Below are 21,958 nucleotides of genomic sequence, written 5' to 3'. Positions count from 1 at the left end.
GCACCCCGCATGTTCGAGGCATGCATAGGTTGATCTTGCCGAGTCAGCATGCCATGATCGTCCGATGTTCCCATTCCCGAGAAAGGAAATCGACGTGCGCCCGATGTATGCATTTCTCCTTGCAGCAGTGTTTTCCGGCGTCGCCAGCGCGCAGGCTTACCAGCCCGATTTCGCTCCCGCCACCATGAAGGGCCCGGCCAAGGGGCCCGCGAACGAGGTGATGGTGCTCGGTTCGCCCCACCTGTCCTATTTTCCGAAGAGCTTCGATCCGGCCACCCTGCGCGGCCTCGAGGACCGGCTGGCCGCCTGGAAGCCGGATGCGATCAGCATCGAGGCGCTGTCGGGGGCGCAGTGCGACCACGTGCGCCGCTATCCCGGCCGCTACAAGTACACGGTCGCGAGCTACTGCTGGGATCCCGCGCCGGCCCGGCTGGCGACCGGCCTCGACGTGCCCGAAGCGACGGCCCAGGCCGAACAGCTGCTGGCGTCCTGGCCCGCGAACCCCTCGAGCAGCCAGCGCCGCCGCCTGGCAGCCCTGTTCCTCGCGGGCGGCGAGCGCGCCTCGGCGCTGGTGCAGTGGCTGCGCCTGCCGGAGGCCGGCATGTCGTCAGGTGGAGCCGCCCACCCTACGAAGACAATATGGATCAGTACTCCACCGCCACGTCCTTCGCCCCCAGCGTCAGCTCCAGCTGCTGCTTGAGCGTATCCGAGGGCGCCACGCGCCAGTCGTCCCCGAGCTGCAGGATGGCTTCCACGCCCTGCGGCTTGATCCGCAGGCTGACCGGCATGCCGTCCTGCATGCGGTGCGGCTGCAGGACCTCGGCCAGCTTGGCGGGATTGAGGTCGCACGGAACGTCCATCTCCAGCTTGAAGCCGTACTGGATGCGCGCCGCCGCGATGTCGTAGACCTTCTCGGCGGTGATGCGCAGGCCGCCATTGAAGCGGTCTTCCGACACCTTGCCAACCACCAGCAGGAATTCGTCTTCCTTGAAGATGTTCTTGTTCTGCTCCAGCAGCTCGCTGTAGATGGTCACCTCGACCACGCCGGTCTTGTCGTCCAGCGCCACGATCAGGATCTTGCCGCGCTGGGTCATCTGGGTGCGCACGCCGGTGATCACGCCGCATAGCATGCGCGGGTCGCGCGAGGGTTCCAGGTCCTTCAGCTTGGTCTTGGCGAAGCGCCGCACCTCGGCCGCGTAGGAATCGAACATGTGGCCCGACAGGTAGTAGCCGAGCGCGATCTTCTCTTCGGCCAGCTTCTGGCGGTCGGTCCACGGGGTCGCCTTGACGTATTCCGGCGGCGCCACCAGGTCGGAATCGTCACCGCCGAACAGGCTGACCTGGTTGGCGGCGGCGGCGGCCTGGCCGGCCGCTTCCATGGCGAAGCCGACCGAAGCCAGCAGGACTGCGCGGTCGACGCCGAAGCCATCCATCGCGCCAGCGCGGATCAGCGATTCGATGGTGCGGCGGTTAATCTGCTTGCGGTCCACGCGCATGCAGAAGTCGAACAGGTCCTTGAACTTGCCGCCTTCCGTACGGGCGGCGATGATCGCCTCGATCGCGCCCTGCCCCGCGCCCTTCACGCCGCCCAGGCCGTAGCGGATGTTCGAGACCTGCTTGCCGGTCACGGAACGCGGCTGGCCTTCCGGGGTGAAGCGGAAGTGCGACTCGTTGACGTCCGGCGGCAGGATGGTGAGTTTGCAGACGTCGATCGCGTCCTCGACCAGGATCTTGATCTTCTCGGTGTCTTCCATCGCCAGCGACATGTTGGCTGCCATGAACGCGGCGGTGTGGTGCACCTTGAGGTAGGCCGTGTGATAGGACAGTAGCGCGTAAGCGGCCGCGTGCGACTTGTTGAAGCCGTAGCCCGCGAACTTCTCCATCAGGTCGAAGATCTCGTCGGCCTTTTCCTGGCTCAATCCGTCCTTGGCGGCGCCGGCGCGGAAGATGGCGCGGTGCTCGGCCATCTCTTCCGCCTTCTTCTTGCCCATCGCGCGGCGCAGCATGTCCGCGCCGCCCAGCGAGTAGCCGCCGACGATCTGCGCCATCTGCATGACCTGCTCCTGGTAGACCATGATGCCGTAGGTCTCGGACAGAATCGACTCGGTGCGCGGGTCCGGGTAATCGAACTTCTCGCCGTGCTTGCGCTTGCAGAAGTCGGGAATCAGGTCCATCGGGCCCGGACGGTACAAGGCGACGAGCGCGATGATGTCCTCGAAACGGTCGGGACGCGCGTCCTTCAGCATGCCCTGCATGCCGCGCGATTCAAGCTGGAAGATCGCGACGGTCTTCGCTTCGGACAGCAGCTTGTAGGACGGCCGGTCGGTCAGGGGCAGGGTCTCGAGGTTGAAATCGGCGTCCTGCGGGTCGAGCGCGCGGATGTAGTTCACCGCGCGGTCCAGGATGGTCAAGGTGGTCAGGCCCAGGAAGTCGAACTTCACCAGGCCGACGGCCTCCACGTCGTCCTTGTCGTACTGCGAGACGACGCCGGCGTCGCCGCCCTGGGTGTACAGCGGGCAGAAGTCGGTGAGTTTACCCGGCGCGATCAGCACGCCGCCGGCGTGCATGCCGATGCCGCGGGTGATGCCTTCGACCTGCTGGGCCAGGTCGAGCAGTTGCTTGACCTCTTCCTCGTTCTCGAGGCGCTCCTTGAGCAGCGGTTCCTCTTCGATCGCCTCGGCGATCGAGACCGGTTTGCCCGGCTTGAACGGGATCAGCTTGGAGATGCCGTCGCAGAAGTTGTAGCCGAAGTCGAGCACGCGGCCGACGTCGCGGATCGCGCCCTTGGCCGCCATGGTGCCGAAGGTGGCGATCTGCGATACCGCATCACGTCCGTACAAATCCTTGACGTGCTGGATCACCAGTTCGCGCTTTTCCTGGCAGAAGTCGATGTCGAAGTCTGGCATCGAGACGCGTTCCGGGTTCAGGAAGCGCTCGAACAGCAGGTTGTATTTCAGCGGATCCAGGTCGGTGATCTTGAGCGCATACGCGACCAGCGAGCCCGCACCCGAGCCGCGGCCCGGGCCGATCGGCACGCCGTTGTTCTTGCCCCACTGGATGAACTCCGCCACGATCAGGAAGTAGCCCGGGAACTTCATCTTGATGATGGTCTGGTTCTCGAACTCGAGGCGCGCCTCGTAGCGCGGGCGTTCCTTTTCGCGCTGCTCCTCGTTCGGATACAGCTGCACCAGGCGCTCTTCCAAGCCCTTCTTCGTTTCCGCCACCAGGAAGTCGTCGATGCTCATCCCGTCCGGGGTCGGGAAGTCCGGCAGCTGGGGTTTGCCCAGCGTGAGGGTGACGTTGCAGCGCTTGGCGATTTCCACCGAGTTGGCGAGCGCGCCCGGCAGGTCGGCGAACAGTTCCGCCATCTCGGCCTGCGACTTGAAGCACATCTCTTCGTTGAAGCGGCGCACGCGCTTGGCGTTGGCCAGCATCTCGCCTTCGGCGATGCAGACGCGCGCTTCGTGGGCGATGAATTCGTCCTTGTTCAGGAACTGCACCGGGTGGGTCGCCACCACCGGCAGGCCGAGGCGCCCGGCCAGGGCCACCGAGTGGCGCACCCCCTGCTCCTGGTTGGGCTGGCCGGCGCGCTGGATCTCGATGTAGAAGTGACCCGGGAACATGCGCGCCCAGCGCTGGGCCGCGCGTTCGGCGCGCTCGATGTCGCCCTGGTCGATGGCCTGGCCGACGTCGCCGAAGCAGGCGCCCGACAGCACGATCAGGGCATTGGATTGGTCCGCCTCCGGTTCCAGCGTCGAGGTGGAGGTGGCCAGGGCTTCCAGCCATTCGACGCGGATCTCGGCGCGGCCCTTGTATTGATTGGTGAGCCAGGCCTTCGAGAGCAGGTCGCACAGCTGCAGGTAGCCCGTGCGGTTCTTGGCCAGGATCAGGAGGCGCGACGGCTTGTCGCGGTTCTCGTCGTTGGTGATCCAGACGTCGACGCCGACGATCGGCTTGATCCCCTTCCCGCGCGCCGCTTTGTAGAAGCGCACCAGGCAGAACATGTTGGCCAGGTCGGTCACGGCCAGCGCCGGCTGCTGGTCCTTCGCGCAGGCCCCCACGATGTCGTCGATGCGCACGAGGCCGTCGACGATGGAGTATTCGGAGTGGACGCGGAGGTGGGTGAAAGTCGGGGAAGTCATTCCGACATTTTACTCCGGCTGGGCTGTCGCTTGAAGTTGTGTGACTGTTCAGTCGTTGCGTTCGAGCATCGTAGGGTGGGCGAGTCCCTCGCCCACGCGGTGATAGCTTGCAGCAAGATCATCCGGCACGATGACGGAGCCGATAACGATCACCGCGTGGGCGGGAAGACCCGCCCACCCTACGCAACCCGCGCAGCTTGCGGATGGCTGGCGCCATAGTTGCGGCGCATGCGCAGGAAGGGTTCCTCGACGATGTGGTAGCTCAGTGTCGACAGCGCCCAGGTGGCGCCATAAGCCACCGCCAGCATGATGGCGGCGTCGACCCAGACAGTGCCGGTCGGCGCCACCAGGCCGATGCGGGCGGCAAAGATGTGCAGCAGTCCCATGTGCAGCAGGTAGAACGAGAAGCTGATCTTGCCGCCCTGGCTCAGCGCGCGTTCGACCGGCGCCGGCAGGCGCGGCCCGAACGAGACCCAGGCCAGGATCAGCGCGGCCCAGCCAAGACTCTCCAGCGTCGGCCAGACGATCCAGAAGGCCGAGCGTGGCGTGGCGCCGAAGGGGGCGACGCGGTGCATCAGGGCGGTATCCCACAGCACCAGGACCACGCTCGCCACCAGCAGCAGCGGCGCCCAGCGCGGCAATGCGTTACGCCAGCGGGCATACAGCATGGCCGCCGCCATCCCGATCAGGAATTGGTCGAAGCGGCCGACCCAGGTGCTGAAATACATCAGCGTGCTGTTGTCGTTGACCGTATAAGCCGCCACCTTGAAGAAGGCCATCAGCACCAGCCAGCCGCCCAGGTAGGCCACGCCGCGTTCGATGCTGAAGCGCGCCAGGAAGGGGAAGACCATGTAGAACAGGAATTCCAGCGAGATGGTCCAGGCGGCGCCGGTGATCACCGTGCCTGAGGTCGGCGCCAGGCCGAGGTTGGAGGCGAACAGGTAGAGCAGGTCCTGGGGCGCGAACTTGTCGCGGCCGATCGAGGTGGCGACCAGGAAGATGACGAGGTAGAGCGGCAGGATGCGCAGCACGCGGTTGCGCAGGAAGTCGCGGTAGACGATCTCGCGCCCGGCCCCGTGCTGGTGCAGGGCGATCTGCATGAACAGGAAGCCCGACAGCGTGAAGAACAGGCCAACGCCGGTGTGCCCTTCCGTGATCAGGGCGGTCCACGGACCGGTCAGGCGCACGCCGCCGTTGCCGGCATATTCGAGGTGGAAATGGAACAGGAAAACCAGGGTGGCGGCGAGCCAGCGCAACTGGTCGATGCGCGGGTTGTACTGGATGTTCAGGGAATGCATGAAGAGACCGGCTGGCGCGCGGCTTGTTGTTCTAATTCTTCTATTCTAATGTGAAAACCCGAGCCATTCCCTCTGGAATTGCCGCTTCAAGCAGCGGCTGCCTTATAATAGTCGGCTGTCTTCACCAAGTCCCAGCGTCAGCAGCCATGTACGTCAATATCGCCGCCTACAAATTCGTCACCCTCGACAATCTCGAAGAACTGCGCCCGCAATACCAGGCGCTGTGCAACGAACTCGGCCTGAAAGGCACGGTCCTGCTGACGCCGGAAGGCATCAACATGTTCCTGTCGGGTACGCGCGAGCACATCGACCAGTACCTCGCCTGGGTCCGCAGCGACGCTAGATTAGCTGACCTCGAGTGGAAGGAAAGCCTGTCGCTTGAGCAGTCGCACAAGCGCATGCTGGTGAAGATCAAGAAGGAAATCATCACGATGCGCATGCCGCTCATCAAGCCGGAACTCGGCCGCGCGCCGTCGGTCGATCCGAAGACGCTCAAGCGCTGGCTCGACCAGGGCCACGACGACGAGGGCGTGCCGGTGGTGATGATGGAAACCCGCAATGCCTTCGAGGTCGATGTCGGCACCTTCCAGAACACGCTGGACTACCGCATCGACAAGTTCACGGAGTTTCCCGAAGTGGCCGCGCAGCACAAGGATGAGCTGGCCGGCAAGACGGTGGTAACCTTCTGCACCGGCGGCATCCGCTGCGAGAAGGCCGCGATCCACATGAAGAACATCGGCTACGAGCGCGTCTACCAGCTCGACGGCGGCATCCTCAAGTATTTCGAGGAAGTCGGCGGCGAGCACTACCAGGGCGACTGCTTCGTGTTCGACTACCGCACCGCGCTCAACCCGAAGCTCGAGCCGACCGAAACCACGCAGTGCTTCGCCTGCCGCGCCGTGGTGACGCCGCGCCAGCAGCTGTCGCCCGAGTATGTGCCGGGCGTGTCCTGCCCGCACTGCGCCGGCAAGGACAAGGGCGCCGCGGCGCCGGCCGGTCAGGAGCCGGCCGCTTCGTAAGACCCGATGGACGCGTGGTCGGCGGGGCCGACCACTCTACGCCCACTCTATGCTCTGCCACGGTAATGCGCTACCTGCGCCATACCGCTTCCACTACCCTACAAGTTTCACTTCATAATATTTCAAAAAACGTCTATTTTTGAAATATTATTTCAAACCATCGCCATGCCGTCGAAGTCAAAACCGCTTGGCGAACCGACGATCTTCGCGATGGCCGCATCGATCTGGCCCGGGTCGGAATACATGGCGCCCGTCTGCAGGTTCTTCACCTGGGCGATGTAGTCGACCGCGACCGCTGTCTTGGCGCCGGTGTAGGCGGCCTTTTCGGCATCGGTATCGATCCGGTTGGTGAACTGGGTCGACACGCCCACCTTGGCATTGAACGCGATGCGATCGTCACCCTGGGCGCCCGCGGCGACGCCGGTCACCACGTTGCCGATGTTCAGCGCACCCGTGTTCAGGGCGTTCGCCCAGAAATCGATGCCGGCGGCTTCGCCCGCACGGCCGAACAGGTTCTCGTACACTTCCGCCACCACGGCACGGTTATTCATGCCGCCATAGGTCGCCTGGTATTCGGCCGAGGTCGAGAACGCTTGGGCAATTTCCTGGTAGCCATTCGGGTTGGTCGCCAGGTTCTTGGCCCAGAATTCCAGGCCGGCCGGGTCTGCCGGGCGGCTGAAATAGGCGACATACAGTTTCTGCACTTCGTTTATGTAATCAGTTGCCATCACGGCCTCCTCATCAAAATGGTGAGGAAAATATACCGTAATAAAAAGAACAAGGGCGCAATCCACTCATCCGTGCGCACCTAATTTCTTTAAGAAAATCAATTACATAGAAGAATAGATTTCCTCTGCGAATCGATATTTAACAATTCTTGGCGCTGCCGGACAAGGCTACTGACGAGCTCGAAACAGCCATCCATGCGGCTTTCGGCGCAGCGGCGCAAGGCTGGCACGGAAAGCCGCAAGGCTCAGGAAAAATGCACTGTTGAAAGGTTTACGCGCAAGCGGCAGCAACCGGGGCGACGCCGGTCGTATGGACTTGTGGTATCAGGGAGACAAGCGGACCGGCAGGGCCGGTCCGCTTGCAGTCGGCAGAAGATCAGAGGAAGTGGGCTGCGATCTCGCGCACCGAATCGGCCTGCAGGACGCCTGCCGCTGCGCGCAAGCGCATCAGCGCGATCAGGTAGGCATAGCGCGCTTGCGCCAGGTCGCGCTGGCTGGTGAACAGCTGTTGCTGGGCATTGAGCAGGTCGAGGTTGATGCGGACACCGCCCTTGATGCTCTGCTCGGTGGCAGTCATCAGGAGCTTGCCCGACTCGACCGCCTTGCTCAGCGCGTCGACCTTGCGCGCACTGCTGGTGACGAGGCTGTAAGCCTTGCGCAGCTCGACCGTGATTTCATTGGTGCGGGCATCCAGTTCGGCCTGGGCCCGGCCATAGGCTGCCGCGGCCTGGCGCGTGCTGGCGCTGATCGCCCCGCCCTGGTACAGGGGAATGTTCACCTGCACGCCGAGCTGGCGGTTGACCTGCTGCTGGTTCAGGTTGGTCAGCGATTCGCTGTCGCTCCTGTTGTAGGTGGCCACGAAGTCCACGCGCGGGTAGTGTCCCGCGCGCACACGGTCGATGTCCAGGCGGGCGGTTTCGACCGCCAGGCGGGCCGCCGCCAGCTGGTTGTTGCGCGCCAGCGCCAGCTTGCGCCAGTCTTCGAACGCGACCGGCTCCAGCGCGATCGGACGGAACTGCTCGCCCAGGCGGTCCAGCTCGCCCGGATCCATGCCGATCACGCCTTCGAGCGTATTGCGGGTCGCGGTCACGTTGTCCTGCGCTTCGATCACCTGCGCTTCGGCCAGGTCCAGGCGGGCCTGGGTTTCCAGCATGTCGGTCTTGGTGCCCTCGCCCCTTTCCAACAGGCGCTGGTTGAGCTTTTTCAGCTCCAGGCTGGCGTCGCGCTGCACCTTGGCCAGCGCCAGCTGGTCCTGCGCGAACAGCACGTCCAGGTAGGCGCTCACCACCCGCACCGACACCTCGTCGATGGCGGCCTCGTAGGCCTCCTCGCTCTGGGCCGACTGGGCCTTGCCCTGGCGGTAGCGCGCGATGCCTTCCATGCTGAACAGCGGCTGGCGCAGCTGGACCACGCCCGAGCGGCTGGTGTAGCGCGGGCTCTGGTGCTGCGGAATGCCGAACTGGAGGTAGTCCTGGTCGGCCACGTTCTTGCCGTAGGAATAGCTGCCCGAGACCTGGGGCAGCAGGAAGGAGCGGCCGATGATCCGGTTTTCCTTACCCGATTCGTTCTCGTAGAAGCGCATGCGGAATACCGGGTCGTGCTTGATGGCCGCCTCGTAGGCCTGGGTCAGCGACACCGCGCCGGCGCCGCCGGCGCTGCCCGCCAGCAGCACGCCGAGCACGCTCGCACGCAGCATCAGGCCCGGCCGGTTCTTCTTCACTGTCTGCATGGTCAATCCTCGCTCAGGGACGAATGCGCACGGTCCATCAGCGGCTTGAGCAGGTAGTTCATCATCGTGCGCTCGCCGGTCTTGACGAACAGTTCCACCGGCATGCCGGGACGGATGTCCATCTTGTGGTGGGCGACCATCTTCGCGCCCGCCGGCGACACCTTGACGCGCACCACGTAGAAGGCCATGCCGGTACGCTCGTCGACGGTGCGGTCGGCGGCGACGGTCTCGACCTCGCCTTCGATGTGCGGGGTGCGGTTGGCATTGAACGCCGAAAACATCAGTTCGACCTTCAGGCCCGGATGGACCTTATCCACCAGGTTGACCGGCAGCTGGCCCTCGACCACCAGCGGGTCGTCGGTCGGCACGATTTCCATCATCTTGAAACCGGGCTGCACCACGCCGCCGTTGGTGAACACCGCCAGGCCCACCACGGTGCCGCCGACCGGCGCCTTGACTTCGACGTTCGACAGCTCGAAGCGCTGCGCCTGCAGTCGCGCGCCCTGGCCCTGCGCCTCGCGCTGCACTTCGGACAACTGGGTGCGCACTTCCTTCTGGTAGTCCTGCAGGCGCTGGGCCTTGCGCAGGGTCAGTTCGGTCACCTGGCGGCGCGCCCGGCCGATATTGCCGATGTCTTCCGAAATCGAGCCGCCCAGCTGGGCATAGGTACGCTCCAGCTCGAGCAGGCGGTTGCGGGCGACGTAGCCTTCCTTCGCCAGGTCGCGCATGCCGGCCAGCTGCTCCTTCAGGAAGCTGACCTGCTCCTTCTTGCTCTCGCGCGATTCCTCGAGGCCCTGGATCTGCAGCTTCAGGCCGGCGATGTTCTCGTCCAGCGCAGCCAGTTCGCTCTGCAGCGAGGCCTGGCGCGAGGCCAGCAGCGCATTCTGCAGGCTGATCAAGCCCGCCACCTGCGGCTCGTTGCGGCGCGCTTCCAGCTCGGCCGGGAAAGCGATCTGCTTGAGGCCGTCGCGCTCGGCCGACAGGCGCGCTTCGCTGGCCAGCGCCGACAGGTACTGGCTTTCGGTGCTCTGGACGCCGGCCGTGGCCATGACCGCGTTCATGCGCACCAGCACCTGGCCGGCCTTGACGATGTCGCCATTGCGCACCAGGATCTCCTGCACCGTGCCGCCGCTCTGGTGCTGCACCGACTGGCGATTCGATTCCTTGGCCACGTGTCCGCTCAGCGGCACGCCCTTGTCCAGCGGCGCCAGCAGCGCCCACAGGAGGAAACCGCCCACGCCCAGCAGGACGATGATCCATCCGAGCCGGCTGTAGGCCTTGGCATCGGTGTTCACCGCCAGCGGGGTGGCGTCATGGGAAATGACTTCCGTCGTTTCGTTCTTTAACAACTTCATTGTTTCGCTTCTCCGATAGTTGCCGCCTGGTCTTGCGCGCTTGCGCCGGCCTGCTGGGTCCTGGCAGCCACTGCGGCCTGTGCGGCCTGCAATGCCTTGGCATTGGCTTCCTGCAGGGCCGCCAGCACCTGGCCGGTGGGGCCGAACATGTGGACGGCGCCCTCGCGCATCAGGAGCAGCTTGGTGGTGGCGCCGATGATGCTGGTGCGGTGGGTGATCAGGATGATCGTCTTGCCGCGCTGGCGCAGGTCGGTGACCGCGGCCACCAGCGCCTGTTCGCCGGCATCGTCGAGGTTCGAGTTCGGCTCGTCGAGCACGATCAGCGAGGGGTCGCCGTACATGGCGCGCGCCAGGCCGATGCGCTGCTTCTGGCCGCCGGACAGGCCGGCGCCGCCGTCGCCCAGCTGGGTGTCATAGCCCTCCGGGAAATGCAGGATCATGTCGTGCACGCCGGCGCGCTTGGCGGCCTGCACCACTTTTTCGGCATCCACTTCGCCGAAGCGGGCGATGTTCTCGCTGACGGTGCCGCCGAACAGCTCGATGTCCTGCGGCAGGTAGCCGAGGTGCGGCCCCAGCTCCGCCTTGTTCCAGCTGTAGATGTCGGCGCCGTCCAGGCGCACCTTGCCCATCATCGCCGGCCACACGCCCACCAGCAGGCGCGCCAGGGTCGACTTGCCCGAACCGCTCGGCCCGAGGATACCCAGCACGTCGCCCGGAACGATGCCGAAGGACACGTTCTTGACGATCGGGTTGCGCGTGCCCGGCGGCGCGGCGGTCACGCTTTCCAGGGTCAGGATGCCTTTCGGCGCCGGCAGGGCCATGCCGGCCGGACGCGCCGGGTTGGCGTCGAGCAGCTTGGTCAGGCGATCATAGGCGCTGCGGGTGCTCGACCAGGTCTTCCAGACCCCGATCACCTGCTGCACCGGGGCCAGGGTACGGCCGACCAGGATCGAGGCGGCGATCATCATGCCCGGGGTGATCTTCTGCTCCAGCACCAGCAGGGCGCCCAGGCCGAGCACCAGCGATTGCAGCGAGGTCTGCACGAACTTGGTCACGGCGCCGATGCTGCCGGCCTTCTGGCTGGCGTCGGCCTGCAGGTTGAGGAATTTGCCGTGCATCTTGAACCAGCGGCTGATCAGGTTCGGCAGCATGCCCATCGACTCGATCACCTCGGCATTGCGCAGGTTGTTGGTCGCCAGCGTGCTGGCCGAGATCGCCATTGTGTTCGCTTCCGTCAGGGGCTCCTTGGTCACGCGCTCGTTGACGTAGGCCAGCACCACCAGCACGATCGTGCCGCCCAGGGCGAACAGGCCGAGCCAGGGATCGAACATGAAGATGACGATCAGGTAGATCGGGAACCAGGGCGCGTCGAAGAAGGCGAACAGCGCATTGCCGGTCAGGAACTGGCGCAGGTTGGTCAGGTCGTTCAGGGCCTGGCCCGCATTGCCGCCGGCCTGCTTGAGGTTCTGTTCGAAGGACGCGGTATAGATGCGCTTGTTGAGCACCATGTCGAAGCGCGCGCCGACGCGCACCAGCACGAAGGAGCGAATCACTTCCAACGCGCCCATGAACAGGTAGGCGCCCAGCATCAGGAGGGTCAGCATCAGGAGCGTGATCTCGTTGCGGCTGGCCAGGACCCGGTCGTACACCTGCAGCATGTACAGCGACGGCACCAGCATCAACAGGTTGATGATGGCGCTGAAGGCGCCGATCGTCCAGAAGGTGCGCTTGAATGCCAGCAGGGCGCGGCCGATTTCGGTTTTTTCGTCTAAGAATTTCGTCATGAGTGAGGTGTGCAAAGGTAGTGCACTAGAGATACTTCCTACGGGAAATGAAGCGCCATATATTATGAACGATAAAGACGAAATTTTGTGATGTACATCACATTTTTACGTTATGAGAGAGACAAGATTTTGGTGTCTGCGCGTCGATGCCAATACCGTAAAGAAAAACCCCGCCTTCTTGCGAAGGCGGGGTTTTGTGTCAGCAATCAGCCTGGAAACCCAGTGCACTCAATATAATTTTTTGCAAGATAGTCCCCTTTTCCTCGGATGTTACCGTTTGTCTACGGCACGCTTCCGTGACGAGCATCACATTCTATCGGAAAGGATGGGCTCGTTAATGAACATTACATTTCGTCGTATTTCAATAAAAACAATGCGCAGAAGCAACTGTGCGCGTTATACTGCCTTATTCTTTAACTGAAAGTACACCTGTACACTGCTGCGCGTGGCTGAACCGAGATTCCAAGCCCGACCCCGAGGAAGCTGGGTCATTGCTGCGCTGGCCTTCCTGGTGACCCTGTGGTCGCAATATGGGCAGCTCCTGCAGCTGTCGCTTTCGCACAACGGTCCTGCATCGTTTCCCCTTCCTTGGGCAGACCCCCTGTTCCTGGCAAACGAGCGGCTGCGCGACGTCTTCCTGCGCCTGCAGGTGAGCAGCGCTCCCGAGCCGCGCATCCTGGTGGTCGACATCGACGAAGCCTCGCTCACCGAGGCCGGCTCCTGGCCCTGGCCGCGCGAACGCCTGGCCGACCTGGTCGAGATCCTGCTGACCCGCTACGAGGCGCGCGGCGTGGCGCTCGACATCGTCCTGCCGGAGGCGGGCGACAGCGCCGGCGACCGGCGTCTGGCGCTGCTGGCCCGGCATGGCCCGGTGGTGCCGGCCCAGGCATTTACTTTTCCGGCCGCCGGTCCGCGCGAGTACCCGCTGCGCAGCGGCCGGCTCGGCGGCGCCACCGATGCCTACCGCGGCGGCGTGCCGGCCAACGGTTACCTCGGCAACTATCCGGAGCTCGCCGAGGCGCCCCACGTCGGCGCGATCGGCTTCATCCCCGACCCGGATGGCGCGCTGCGCCGCGTGCCGCTGGTGACGCGCTTCGAGGGCCGCCACTACCCTGCGCTGGCGCTGGCCCTGGTCAACTGCTGCGCCGGCAAAGGGCCGCTCATGCTCGAGGACACCGGCATGCTGCGCGTGCCCTACACGCGCGACTGGTCGGCCTACACCGTGGTCAGCGCCGCCGACATCCTGGCGCAGCGCATCGTGCCGTCCAGCGCCGGCCGGCGCCTGGTGGTGATCGGCTCGTCCTCGCTCGGCATGGCCGACCGGGTCGCCACGCCGCTGGCCGCCAGCCGCCCGGGCCTGGGCGTCCAGGCCACCATCCTGTCGGCCCTGCTCGACCGCCAGCAAGGCGCCGCGCCGGCTCCCTGGCCGGGACGCCTCATCGCCTGCCTGTTCGCGCTTGCCTCGGTGGCCGGCTGCATGCTGCTGTTCCCGCGCCTGTCGGCCGTTGCCAGCGTCGGGCTGCTCGCGGCCAGCTCGCTCCTGTGGCTGGGACTGGCCCATGCGGCCAGCAGGCACGATCCCGGCTTCGCGCCGGTGGGACCGCTCGCCACCAACCTGTTCATGCTGGCGGTCGCCGTGCCCTACCAGTGGCAGGTGGCGCAGCGCCGTTCGCGCCAGCTGCTGCAGACCCTGCGCCAGTACGTGGCCCCGGCCGTGGTCGAGGAACTGCTGCGCAGCGAGGAGGACGATCCGCTGCGGCCGCGCCAGCGCGACGTGACCACCCTGGTGGCCGACATGGAAGGCTATACCGGCCAGGTCGAGGCGCTGCCGGTGGCCGAGGCGGCGCGCCTGACGCGCGACTTCCTCGACTGCCTGACCGGCCCCGTGATCGCGCACCAGGGCACGCTCGACAAGTACACCGGCGACGGCATGATGGCCTTCTGGGGCGCGCCGCTGCCGCTGGAGCAGCACGCCGACCTGGCGCTCGACGCCGCGCGCGAGATCACGCGCCGCGTCGCGGCCCTGAGCGCGGCGCGCGAGCGCGCCGGCCACAAGCCGCTGCGGGTGCGGATCGGCATCGAAAGCGGACCGGCGATGGCCGGCGACTTTGGCACGACGTTCCGCAGCATTTATACTGCGGTCGGCGACGGGGTCAACACGGCGGCCCGGCTCGAACAGGTAGCCCGCGATTTCCCTCACAACACCATCATCGGTCCCGGCACCGTCGAACGCGCGCGCCGGCACCGCTTCCTCGCCCTGGGCGAACGCCTGCTGCGCGGTAAAGAAAAACCAACGCCTTTGTATACCCTCGACACCAGCATGAACCACCCCGGCACGGCCGTCGCGCGCGCGCAGGCAGCCGTGCTTCCCGCCAGCGGAGGCGGCGCATGAGCACTCCAGGCCTGTTCCTGCCCTCCTTCCTGGCCCTGGCCTGCCTGCCCGCGCAGGCGCGGGCCCAGGACATCGGTGCGGATGCCGCGCCGGCGCCCGGACTCGATGCCTCGCACGAGGCGCTCTACCAGGACGCCCTGCAGGCGCTGGCCGAAGGGCGCAAGACCGATGCCTCGACTACCTTGCGGCGCCTGATCGGACAGGTGCCCGAGCACGCCGGCGCCCTGATCGACCTGGCCCTGATCCAGTGCGGCCTCGGCAACGCCGGCGAGGCCGAGCGCCTGTTCGCCACCATCGAGACCCGGTTTTCGCCGACGCGCGAGATCCTCGAGCTGCTCAACGAGGCGCGCGACAGCGGCTGCAGGCCGGCCGCGCCGGCCAGCGCCACCAGCGTGACCATCGGGCGCGGCGTCGACGACAGCGTCAACCAGGGCGCCAGCAACTCGACCTTCATCGTCACCGGCCCGGACGGCGACATCGAACTGCCGCTGCTGGAGGATTTCCGGCCGCAGCGCGACAGCTATACCACGCTCGGCACCGACTACGTGCGCGGCATCGGTTCCAACGGCAGCCTGGGCTTCGTGCAGGTGCAGCAGCGCCGCTACGACCGGCTGCGCGCCTACGACACCGGCGGGCTGTACACCGGCATCGAGTCGCCCTGGCGCTTCGGCGCCTGGACCCTGCGCACCACCGGCTCGGTCGGGGCCACCACCATGGGCGGCCGGCTGTACCAGAAACAGCTGCAGCTGCAGGCAAGGGTGGCGCCGCCGCTGCCCCTGCCGCCGCGCACCCAGCTGTACCTGACCGGCAGCGCCACCCGCACCGACTACCAGAACCTGCGCAACTTCGATTCGAACGTCCTGGAGGCGCGCGTCTTGCTGACCCACCAGGCCGGCACCCTGGGCACGTATGCCACCCTGGGCGCGCTGAGCGACCGCGCACACGGCGAGCGCCCGGGCGGCAATCGCCACGGCAACTACCTGACGCTGTCGCTGCGCAAGCCGCTGGGCTGGGACCTGCATGGAGAATTGTCCTGGACGCGCCAGCAATGGAACAGCGCCACCCCCTATTCGCCCGAACTGCTGATCGACCAGGTGCGCGCCCAGCGCACCCAGATCCTGCGCGCGGTGCTGTCCTGGCAGCTGCGCAAGGACCACAGCCTGATCCTGGAAGCACGCGGCGTGCGCAACCGCGAGAACATTTCGATCTTCCAGTACGACAACCGCCAGCTCCAGTTCAGCTGGCAGTGGCAGCTGCCGTGAACCGCGGCCCCGCCTCCTGAATTTTCGCCATGGCATATCAACGACAACAGCGCAGCCTCGAAGCGGCCATCAGCTCCCACGACAACGGTTTCAACCTGGTGCGCCTGGTATGTGCGCTGCTGGTGGTGGTGTACCACACCTGGATGATGAACCGGGTCGCGCCGCACCCCGATCCCCTGACCCGGCTGCTGGCGCCGAACGGCGACCTGGGCGCGCTCGCGGTCGGCGTGTTCTTCGTCATCAGCGGCATGTTCATCGCGCGCAGCTGGATGGGCGACCCGCACCTGGGCCGCTTCGCCCTGCGCCGGGTGGCGCGCATCGTGCCCGGCCTGTTCGCCTGCCTCCTGGTGTCGACCTGCGTCGCGGTGGTGTTCTTTTCCGCACCCGGGTGGCGCGGCCTGCTCGAGCCTGCGCCATGGCGCTTCATTTTCGGCAACACGGTGCTGCATGGGCTGGTCTACGACATCCCGGCCGAGGAACTGCGCATCGCCGGCGTGCTGGGCGGCCAGGACCTGAACGGCCCGCTGTGGACCCTGTACTGGGAAGGGCGCATGTATGTGATGGTGGCCCTGGTCGGCCTGGCCGCGGCCCTGCCCCTGCGCAGCTGGATGCGCGGCGCCGCCCTGTTCCTGCTGCTCGCCGCCAACCTGTTCCCACAAGTGGCGAGCGGCTACGTCTGGGAAGTGCGGATGTGGTCGCTGTTCCTGGTCGGCATGCTGCTGCAGACCCTGGCCCCGGACCTGCGCATCGGCTGGCGCCACGTGGCCTGTGCGCTGGCCCTGCTGCTGCTCAACTGGACCAGGTCCGCCGCCCTGACCCCGAGTCCGCTCACCTGGTTCGGCATTGCGCTGGTGGCGGTGACGCTGGCCATGTGCGTCGGCTCGCAGTCCCTGCCATGGGCGGCGCACGTGCAGCGCCACGACTACTCGTATGGCATCTATATCTGGCACTGGCCGGTGATCATCGTGCTGCGCGAAGTGCTGCCGCCAGTCGGTCACCGGGAGCTGACGCTGGCGACGCTGGCCGTGGTGCTGCCGCTGGCCATGCTCAGCTGGCACCTGGTCGAGGCGCCGGCACTGCGCGCGGCGCGCGGCTGGCTCAAGCGCCGCAGGCCGCAGGCGGTGGCAGTTCCAGCCTTGTAGAAATTCCTACTAAGAGCGTTGCTGGCGTGCGCCAGCCCGCCCCCTTGCCGTTCCGAAACCCACCCTAAGCAGGCTCGACCGTATAGAATCACGCTTGTCGGGAATTCTGGAAAGGCCGTTGGATCGTGGTGGAAGATATGGTGTTGCTGGGCGTGGTCGCGAGCGCCGTGTGCGCGGGATGCCTGGTGCCGAACCGCTGGTTGCCACCTTTACCGAACGATAAATTCCTCCACTTCGCCAGCTTCGCCGTGCTGGCCATGCTGGCGCTGCGCATCGCCGAGAGCCATGTCAAGGCGCTCTTCTGGCTGCTGGGCCTGCTCGTCGCGGGCTGGCTGATCGAATGCCTGCAGAGCCTGGTGCCGGACCGCCGCTTCTGCTGGCGCGACATCGGCGCCAATACGGCCGGCACCGTCTTCGCGGCCGCCGCGGCCCAACTCTACGTGACCTTCTTCCGAGCTTGACCAGAACGCAACATGAACGCGACCGCCAAACCCCTGCCCGCCCGCCGACCTGCCGAGAACGATACTCCCGCGCCGGAAGAGCGCCAGATCCAGATTCACCTGCGCAAGATTCCATTGCTGGCGGGCCTGTCCGACGAAGAGCTCATCCGGGTCAAGCAGGACCTGCGCTTCCGCCATTACAAGAAGCGTGACATCGTGCTGCAGAAAGGTGGCCATGGCGACGGACTGCTGTTCCTGCTGTCGGGCCAGCTGCAGGTCATCGACGTGACCGAAGACGGGCGTTCGATCGGCTTGCGCATGCTGGCGCCGGGAGACTTTTTCGGCGAAATTGCCCTGATCAATAATTCGACCCGGTCGGCCTCGGTGGTGGCGATGTCGGACGTGCTGGTGGCCTTCCTGCCCGCCGCCACCGCCATGCACCTGTTCTCGCACTCGCCTTCGGTGGCGAACCAGATGCTCAAGCACCTGGCCCAGAAGATCCAGCGCGATTCGGAATTCCGTTCGCTGCTGAGTATTAACAATACCGCCAAGCGCATCTACACCTACCTGGTGCTGATGCAGAAGAACAAGCAGGACGAACCGGGCGTCCCCGCCGTGGTCGAGAACCTGCCGACCCACCAGGACATCGCCAACATGATCAACACCAGCCGCGAGACCGTGACGCGGGCGCTGACGGCGCTGGCGCAGCAGGGGATCGTGCAGAAGGATGCGCACCGCTTGATCATCGTGAAGCCGGAGGCCTTGCAGAAGCTGGTGCAGGGGTCCTGAATCTTTCCGTCGCGTGCTACATTAATGTCATTACATGTTTGTTCAGGAGACGACAATGAGCACGATGACCGGCAAGGGCATGGAAATCAAACCCGGCCTTGGCAAGAGCCTGCTGACCGTGGCCCTGGTGACGGCGGCCATCCTGATGATCCCGCTCGTCGCGATGCAGTTCACCACCGAGGTGAACTGGACCGGTTTCGACTTCGTCGCCGCCGGCATCCTGCTGGCCTTCACCGGCCTGGTCCTGAGCTTTGCACTGCGTAACATCCGCAGCACGAAAAGCCGCCTGATTGCCGCCGGGCTGATCGGCCTGGGCTTCCTGTATTGCTGGGCAGAGATGGCTGTCGGGATTTTTACCAACCTGGGTAGCTAACCACGCGACAAACCATGACAAATTGAGTTGATTATAGACAAGGTGTTACATCTGTAACAATGGATTGGCGATTGGATGAAGTATAATTTTCGGCTCATCCGGCTCAGCCTTTCCTTATGCAACTCACATTGACGTACCCGATTGGGGCGCTGCTAGAGCGGGCCGCCCCATGATTTCCCCACTGATGCTGCGCGGCCTGTGGGCCTACCGCGGTTTCGTGCTGGGCAGCGTCAAGCGCGAATTCCAGTCGAAATACGTGAACGCGATGCTGGGCGCCGTCTGGTCGGTGCTCAGCCCGCTCGCCATGATCCTCGTGTACACCGTGATCTTTTCCGAGGTCATGCGTGCCAAGCTGCCGGGCAACGCCTCCGGCGCCGCCTATTCCATCTACCTGTGCGCCGGCGTCCTGACCTGGGGCCTGTTCGCCGAGATCGTCGCGCGCGGACAGAACATGTTCCTCGAGCAGGCCAACCTGCTCAAGAAGATCAGCTTCCCGCGCATCTGCCTGCCGATCATCGTCGTGCTCAACGCCCTGGTGAACTTCGGCGTCATCTTCGGCCTGTTCCTGGTGTACCTGCTCGCCTCGGGCAATTTCCCGGGGCCCGTGTTCTTCGCCATCATTCCGGTGCTGCTGCTGCAGATCCTGCTGGCCATCGGCCTGGGGATGGTGAGCGGCATCCTGAACGTGTTCTTCCGCGACGTCGGCCAGTTCGTCACCATCGCGATGCAGTTCTGGTTCTGGCTCACGCCGATCGTCTACCCGGCCTCGATCCTGCCGGAAGCGGCGCAGCCGATCCTGGTCTACAACCCGATGGCGGCCGTCGTGGGGGCGCACCAGGCAATCCTGGTCGAAGGCCGCCTGCCCGACTGGAACGGCCTGATTCCGGCAGCCTTGCTGGCGCTGCTGCTGTGCATCCTGGGCCTGCGCCTGTTCCGCAAGCGCTCCGGCGAAATGGTGGATGAACTCTGATGGGCAGCATCGTCGTTCAAAACCTGGGCAAGGCCTACAAGCAGTACCCGACGCGCTGGTCGCGCCTGGGCGAATGGCTGCTGCCGCTGCGCGGCCCGCGCCACAAGCTCAAGTGGGTGCTCACTGACATCAACTTCCAAGTCTCGCCGGGCGAGGCCGTGGGCCTGATCGGCATCAACGGTGCGGGCAAGAGCACGCTATTGAAGCTCATCACCGGCACCACCCAGCCGACCACCGGCAGCGTCTGGATGGAAGGCCGCGTGGCCGCCCTGCTGGAACTGGGCATGGGCTTCCACCCCGATTTCACCGGACGCCAGAACGTCTACATGGCCGGCCAGCTGCTGGGCATGACGGTGGACGAGATCAGCGCGCTGATGCCGCAGATCGAAGCCTTCGCCGACATCGGCGACTACATGGACCAGCCGGTGCGCGTCTACTCGAGCGGCATGCAGATGCGCGTGGCCTTCTCGGTCGCGACGGCGCGGCGCCCCGACATCCTGATCGTCGACGAAGCGCTGTCGGTGGGCGATGCCTACTTCCAGCACAAGTCCTTCGACCGCATCCGCCAGTTCCGCAAGGAGGGCACCACCCTGCTCCTGGTATCGCACGACAAGCAGGCGATCCAGTCGGTGTGCGACCGCGCCATCCTGCTGGACGGCGGCCGCCTGGCGAAACAGGGCAAGCCGGAAGAGATCATGGATTATTACAATGCCATGATCGCTGAACGCGAGAACGAGACCGTCCGCCTGAACGAGACCGGCGACGGCAAGGTCCAGACCATCTCGGGCACCGGTGAAGCCACGGTCAGCGACATCGCCCTGCGCGACGAGCTGGGCGAGCGCGTCGAGGTGGTCGACGTCGGCGCGGCCGTGACGCTGGAAGTGAAGGTGAAGGTCAAGGCCCCGATCCCGCGCATGGTACTCGGCTACATGATCAAGGACCGCCTCGGCCAGCCGATGTACGGCACCAACACCCACCTGAAGGGCTTGCCGCTCGAGGACGTCGCGCCAGGGGAGGAAGTGAGCTACCGCTTCGCCTTCCCGATGAACCTCGGCCCCGGCACCTATTCGGTGGCGACCGCGATCGTCAGCACCGAGACCCACCTGGTGAACAACTACGAATGGCGCGACCTGGCGCTGGTGTTCACCGTGATGAACATGCGCCGCCCCCACTTCGAGGGCTCGGCCTGGCTCGACCCGGCCGTCGATATCCAACGTTCCCCATTGAGCACATGAGTTTCATTTCCTACTCCCAGAACGCCGAGGACGTGCTGTTGTGGCGCGCGCTCGGACAGGTCGAGAACGGCTTCTACATCGACGTCGGCGCCAACGATCCCGAAGAGCATTCGGTCACCAAGGCCTTCTACGATGCCGGCTGGCGCGGCATCAGCATCGAGCCGCTGCCTTCCTTCCACCAGGCCTTCCTCGAGCAGCGCCCGCGCGACGTCAACCTGGCGATCGCCGCCGGCAGCGCGAATGGCGAACTGACCCTGTACGACACGCCCCAGGTGCGCGGCTGGGCCTCGCCCGACCAGGCGGTGGCCGAGCTGCACCGTTCGGAAGGCCACCAGGTCGTCGAGCTGAGCGTGCCGGTGCGGACCCTCGCCTCGGTGTGCGAAGAATACGTGCAGGGCCAGCAGATCCACTTCCTGAAGATCGACGTCGAAGGCTTCGAGGGCGAAGTGCTCAAGGGGATGGATTTCGCACGCTGGCGTCCCTGGGTGCTGGTGATCGAGGCCACGCTGCCGAACAGCCGCGAGACCAACCACGCCTCCTGGGAACACATGGTGACCAGCCAGCGCTACCGCTTCGTGTGGTTCGATGGCCTGAACCGCTACTACGTGGCGGAAGAACACAGCGAACTGGCGCGGCACTTCGGCATCCAGCCGAACGTGTTCGACGACTACATCTCGCACCACCTCGACAAGTCCTGGGCCGCCGCCAAGCGGCTTTCGACGGCCCTCAAGGCATCCGAGCAGGAGGCGCGCGACAACACCGAGCGTGCGGCGCGCTCGATCGAACAGGCCCACCAGACCGCGATGCTGGCGCAGCAGGCGCTGCAGCAGGCCGAGCAGCAAAAGCGCGATGCCGACACCCAGATCCTGGCGCTGCAGGATGCGCTGGCCGCATCGCAGCTGAGCGGCCACCACCTGACCGTGTGGGCGCAGGACATGGAAGCGCGCCTGACCGCCACCTATGCCAGCACCTCGTGGAAGATCACCACGCCGCTGCGCGCCGCCGGCCGTGTCGTGCGTGCGCTGCGCCGTCCCGGCCTGGCGCGCCGCGTCGTCACCCGGGTGACCAGGAATGAGCGCATGCGCCGTCTCCTGATCCCGGTGCTGCTGCGCTACCCCGCGCTGGGCCAGAAGGTCAGCAGCTCGCTCGCCGCCATCAAGCAGGCCGCACCGGAGCCGGCGGCCCCCGGCGCGGCGGCGGTCCCCGAAGAACTCAAGGGCTTGCCGGTCTCGGTGCGCGCGGTGCTGGGCGACCTGCAGCGCGCCCGCGGCCAGGCTGGAAACCGGGCAGGACAATAAAA

The 21,958-nt window shown here is 65.5% G+C and carries 17 protein-coding genes; 11 read left to right on the top strand and 6 right to left on the bottom strand.

From position 1 onward, the window contains the following. The first annotated feature begins 64 nt into the window (after positions 1-64). Positions 65-700, top strand: coding sequence for a hypothetical protein (locus FG94_RS21035; protein WP_200880011.1), 636 nt, complete (start codon positions 65-67; stop codon positions 698-700). Here the strand turns inward: FG94_RS21035 and dnaE are convergent. Next, on the bottom strand, positions 645-4,142 hold the full coding sequence (dnaE, locus tag FG94_RS21030; RefSeq protein WP_036215797.1) for a DNA polymerase III subunit alpha: 3,498 nt from the start codon (positions 4,140-4,142) through the stop codon (positions 645-647). The two genes, FG94_RS21035 and dnaE, sit on opposite strands and share 56 nt — an antisense overlap. Before the next feature lie 179 nt (positions 4,143-4,321). Beyond that, positions 4,322-5,440, bottom strand: coding sequence for an acyltransferase (locus FG94_RS21025; RefSeq protein ID WP_036215792.1), 1,119 nt, complete (start codon positions 5,438-5,440; stop codon positions 4,322-4,324). Positions 5,441-5,586: 146 nt separating this feature from the next. Between FG94_RS21025 and FG94_RS21020 the strand changes: the two genes are divergently transcribed. Further along, positions 5,587-6,459 carry a sulfurtransferase gene (locus FG94_RS21020; protein ID WP_051996972.1) on the top strand — a complete coding sequence of 291 codons (873 nt, stop codon included), beginning with the start codon at positions 5,587-5,589 and terminating at the stop codon, positions 6,457-6,459. 152 nt (positions 6,460-6,611) lie between these two features. Here the strand turns inward: FG94_RS21020 and FG94_RS21015 are convergent, their stop codons facing one another. The 4 genes from FG94_RS21015 to FG94_RS21000 all read right to left on the bottom strand — a co-directional run bounded on the left by FG94_RS21015 (position 6,612) and on the right by FG94_RS21000 (position 12,055). Beyond that, entirely contained in the window at positions 6,612-7,187 is a 576-nt protein-coding gene (locus tag FG94_RS21015; protein WP_051996971.1) for a DUF4214 domain-containing protein, read from the bottom strand. Positions 7,188-7,563: 376 nt separating this feature from the next. Then, positions 7,564-8,916, bottom strand: coding sequence for a TolC family outer membrane protein (locus tag FG94_RS21010; RefSeq protein ID WP_081926118.1), 1,353 nt, complete (start codon positions 8,914-8,916; stop codon positions 7,564-7,566). 2 nt (positions 8,917-8,918) lie between these two features. Continuing rightward, the gene (locus FG94_RS21005; RefSeq protein WP_036215789.1) at positions 8,919-10,271 is read right to left on the bottom strand and encodes an HlyD family type I secretion periplasmic adaptor subunit; all 1,353 of its coding nucleotides are present in this window, start codon (positions 10,269-10,271) and stop codon (positions 8,919-8,921) included. Further along, positions 10,268-12,055, bottom strand: coding sequence for a type I secretion system permease/ATPase (locus FG94_RS21000; RefSeq protein ID WP_036215786.1), 1,788 nt, complete (start codon positions 12,053-12,055; stop codon positions 10,268-10,270). Before FG94_RS21000 ends, FG94_RS21005 begins: the two co-directional genes overlap by 4 nt. Before the next feature lie 511 nt (positions 12,056-12,566). On the opposite strand from FG94_RS21000, the gene FG94_RS20995 reads away from it, so the two are divergent. From FG94_RS20995 to FG94_RS20955, 9 genes are all read left to right on the top strand, one after another. Then, complete coding sequence (locus FG94_RS20995; protein ID WP_081926117.1) at positions 12,567-14,447, top strand: CHASE2 domain-containing protein; 1,881 nt, start codon at positions 12,567-12,569, stop codon at positions 14,445-14,447. Continuing rightward, on the top strand, positions 14,444-15,709 hold the full coding sequence (locus tag FG94_RS20990) for a tetratricopeptide repeat protein (protein WP_051996970.1): 1,266 nt from the start codon (positions 14,444-14,446) through the stop codon (positions 15,707-15,709). The genes FG94_RS20995 and FG94_RS20990 overlap by 4 nt, the downstream gene beginning before the upstream one ends. A 29-nt stretch (positions 15,710-15,738) precedes the next feature. Continuing rightward, the gene (locus FG94_RS20985) at positions 15,739-16,851 is read left to right on the top strand and encodes an acyltransferase (protein WP_036215783.1); all 1,113 of its coding nucleotides are present in this window, start codon (positions 15,739-15,741) and stop codon (positions 16,849-16,851) included. Between the two features lie 125 nt (positions 16,852-16,976). Then, positions 16,977-17,312 (top strand): VanZ family protein, encoded by a 336-nt coding sequence (locus FG94_RS20980; RefSeq protein ID WP_229446016.1) that lies wholly within the window; start codon positions 16,977-16,979, stop codon positions 17,310-17,312. Between the two features lie 12 nt (positions 17,313-17,324). Further along, positions 17,325-18,080, top strand: coding sequence for a Crp/Fnr family transcriptional regulator (locus FG94_RS20975; protein ID WP_081926116.1), 756 nt, complete (start codon positions 17,325-17,327; stop codon positions 18,078-18,080). Positions 18,081-18,135: 55 nt separating this feature from the next. Next, the gene (locus FG94_RS20970) at positions 18,136-18,453 is read left to right on the top strand and encodes a hypothetical protein (RefSeq protein ID WP_200880010.1); all 318 of its coding nucleotides are present in this window, start codon (positions 18,136-18,138) and stop codon (positions 18,451-18,453) included. Between the two features lie 169 nt (positions 18,454-18,622). Continuing rightward, positions 18,623-19,423 (top strand): ABC transporter permease, encoded by an 801-nt coding sequence (locus tag FG94_RS20965; RefSeq protein ID WP_036215777.1) that lies wholly within the window; start codon positions 18,623-18,625, stop codon positions 19,421-19,423. Continuing rightward, the gene (locus FG94_RS20960; RefSeq protein WP_036215775.1) at positions 19,423-20,658 is read left to right on the top strand and encodes an ABC transporter ATP-binding protein; all 1,236 of its coding nucleotides are present in this window, start codon (positions 19,423-19,425) and stop codon (positions 20,656-20,658) included. The genes FG94_RS20965 and FG94_RS20960 overlap by 1 nt, the downstream gene beginning before the upstream one ends. Continuing rightward, positions 20,655-21,956 carry an FkbM family methyltransferase gene (locus tag FG94_RS20955; RefSeq protein WP_036215773.1) on the top strand — a complete coding sequence of 434 codons (1,302 nt, stop codon included), beginning with the start codon at positions 20,655-20,657 and terminating at the stop codon, positions 21,954-21,956. Before FG94_RS20960 ends, FG94_RS20955 begins: the two co-directional genes overlap by 4 nt. Positions 21,957-21,958 lie beyond the last annotated feature (2 nt).

The sequence above is a fragment of the Massilia sp. LC238 genome (assembly GCF_000735635.1).
Classification (GTDB): domain Bacteria; phylum Pseudomonadota; class Gammaproteobacteria; order Burkholderiales; family Burkholderiaceae_D; genus Telluria; species Telluria varians.
This window is presented reverse-complemented; position numbering and strand designations above follow the sequence as displayed.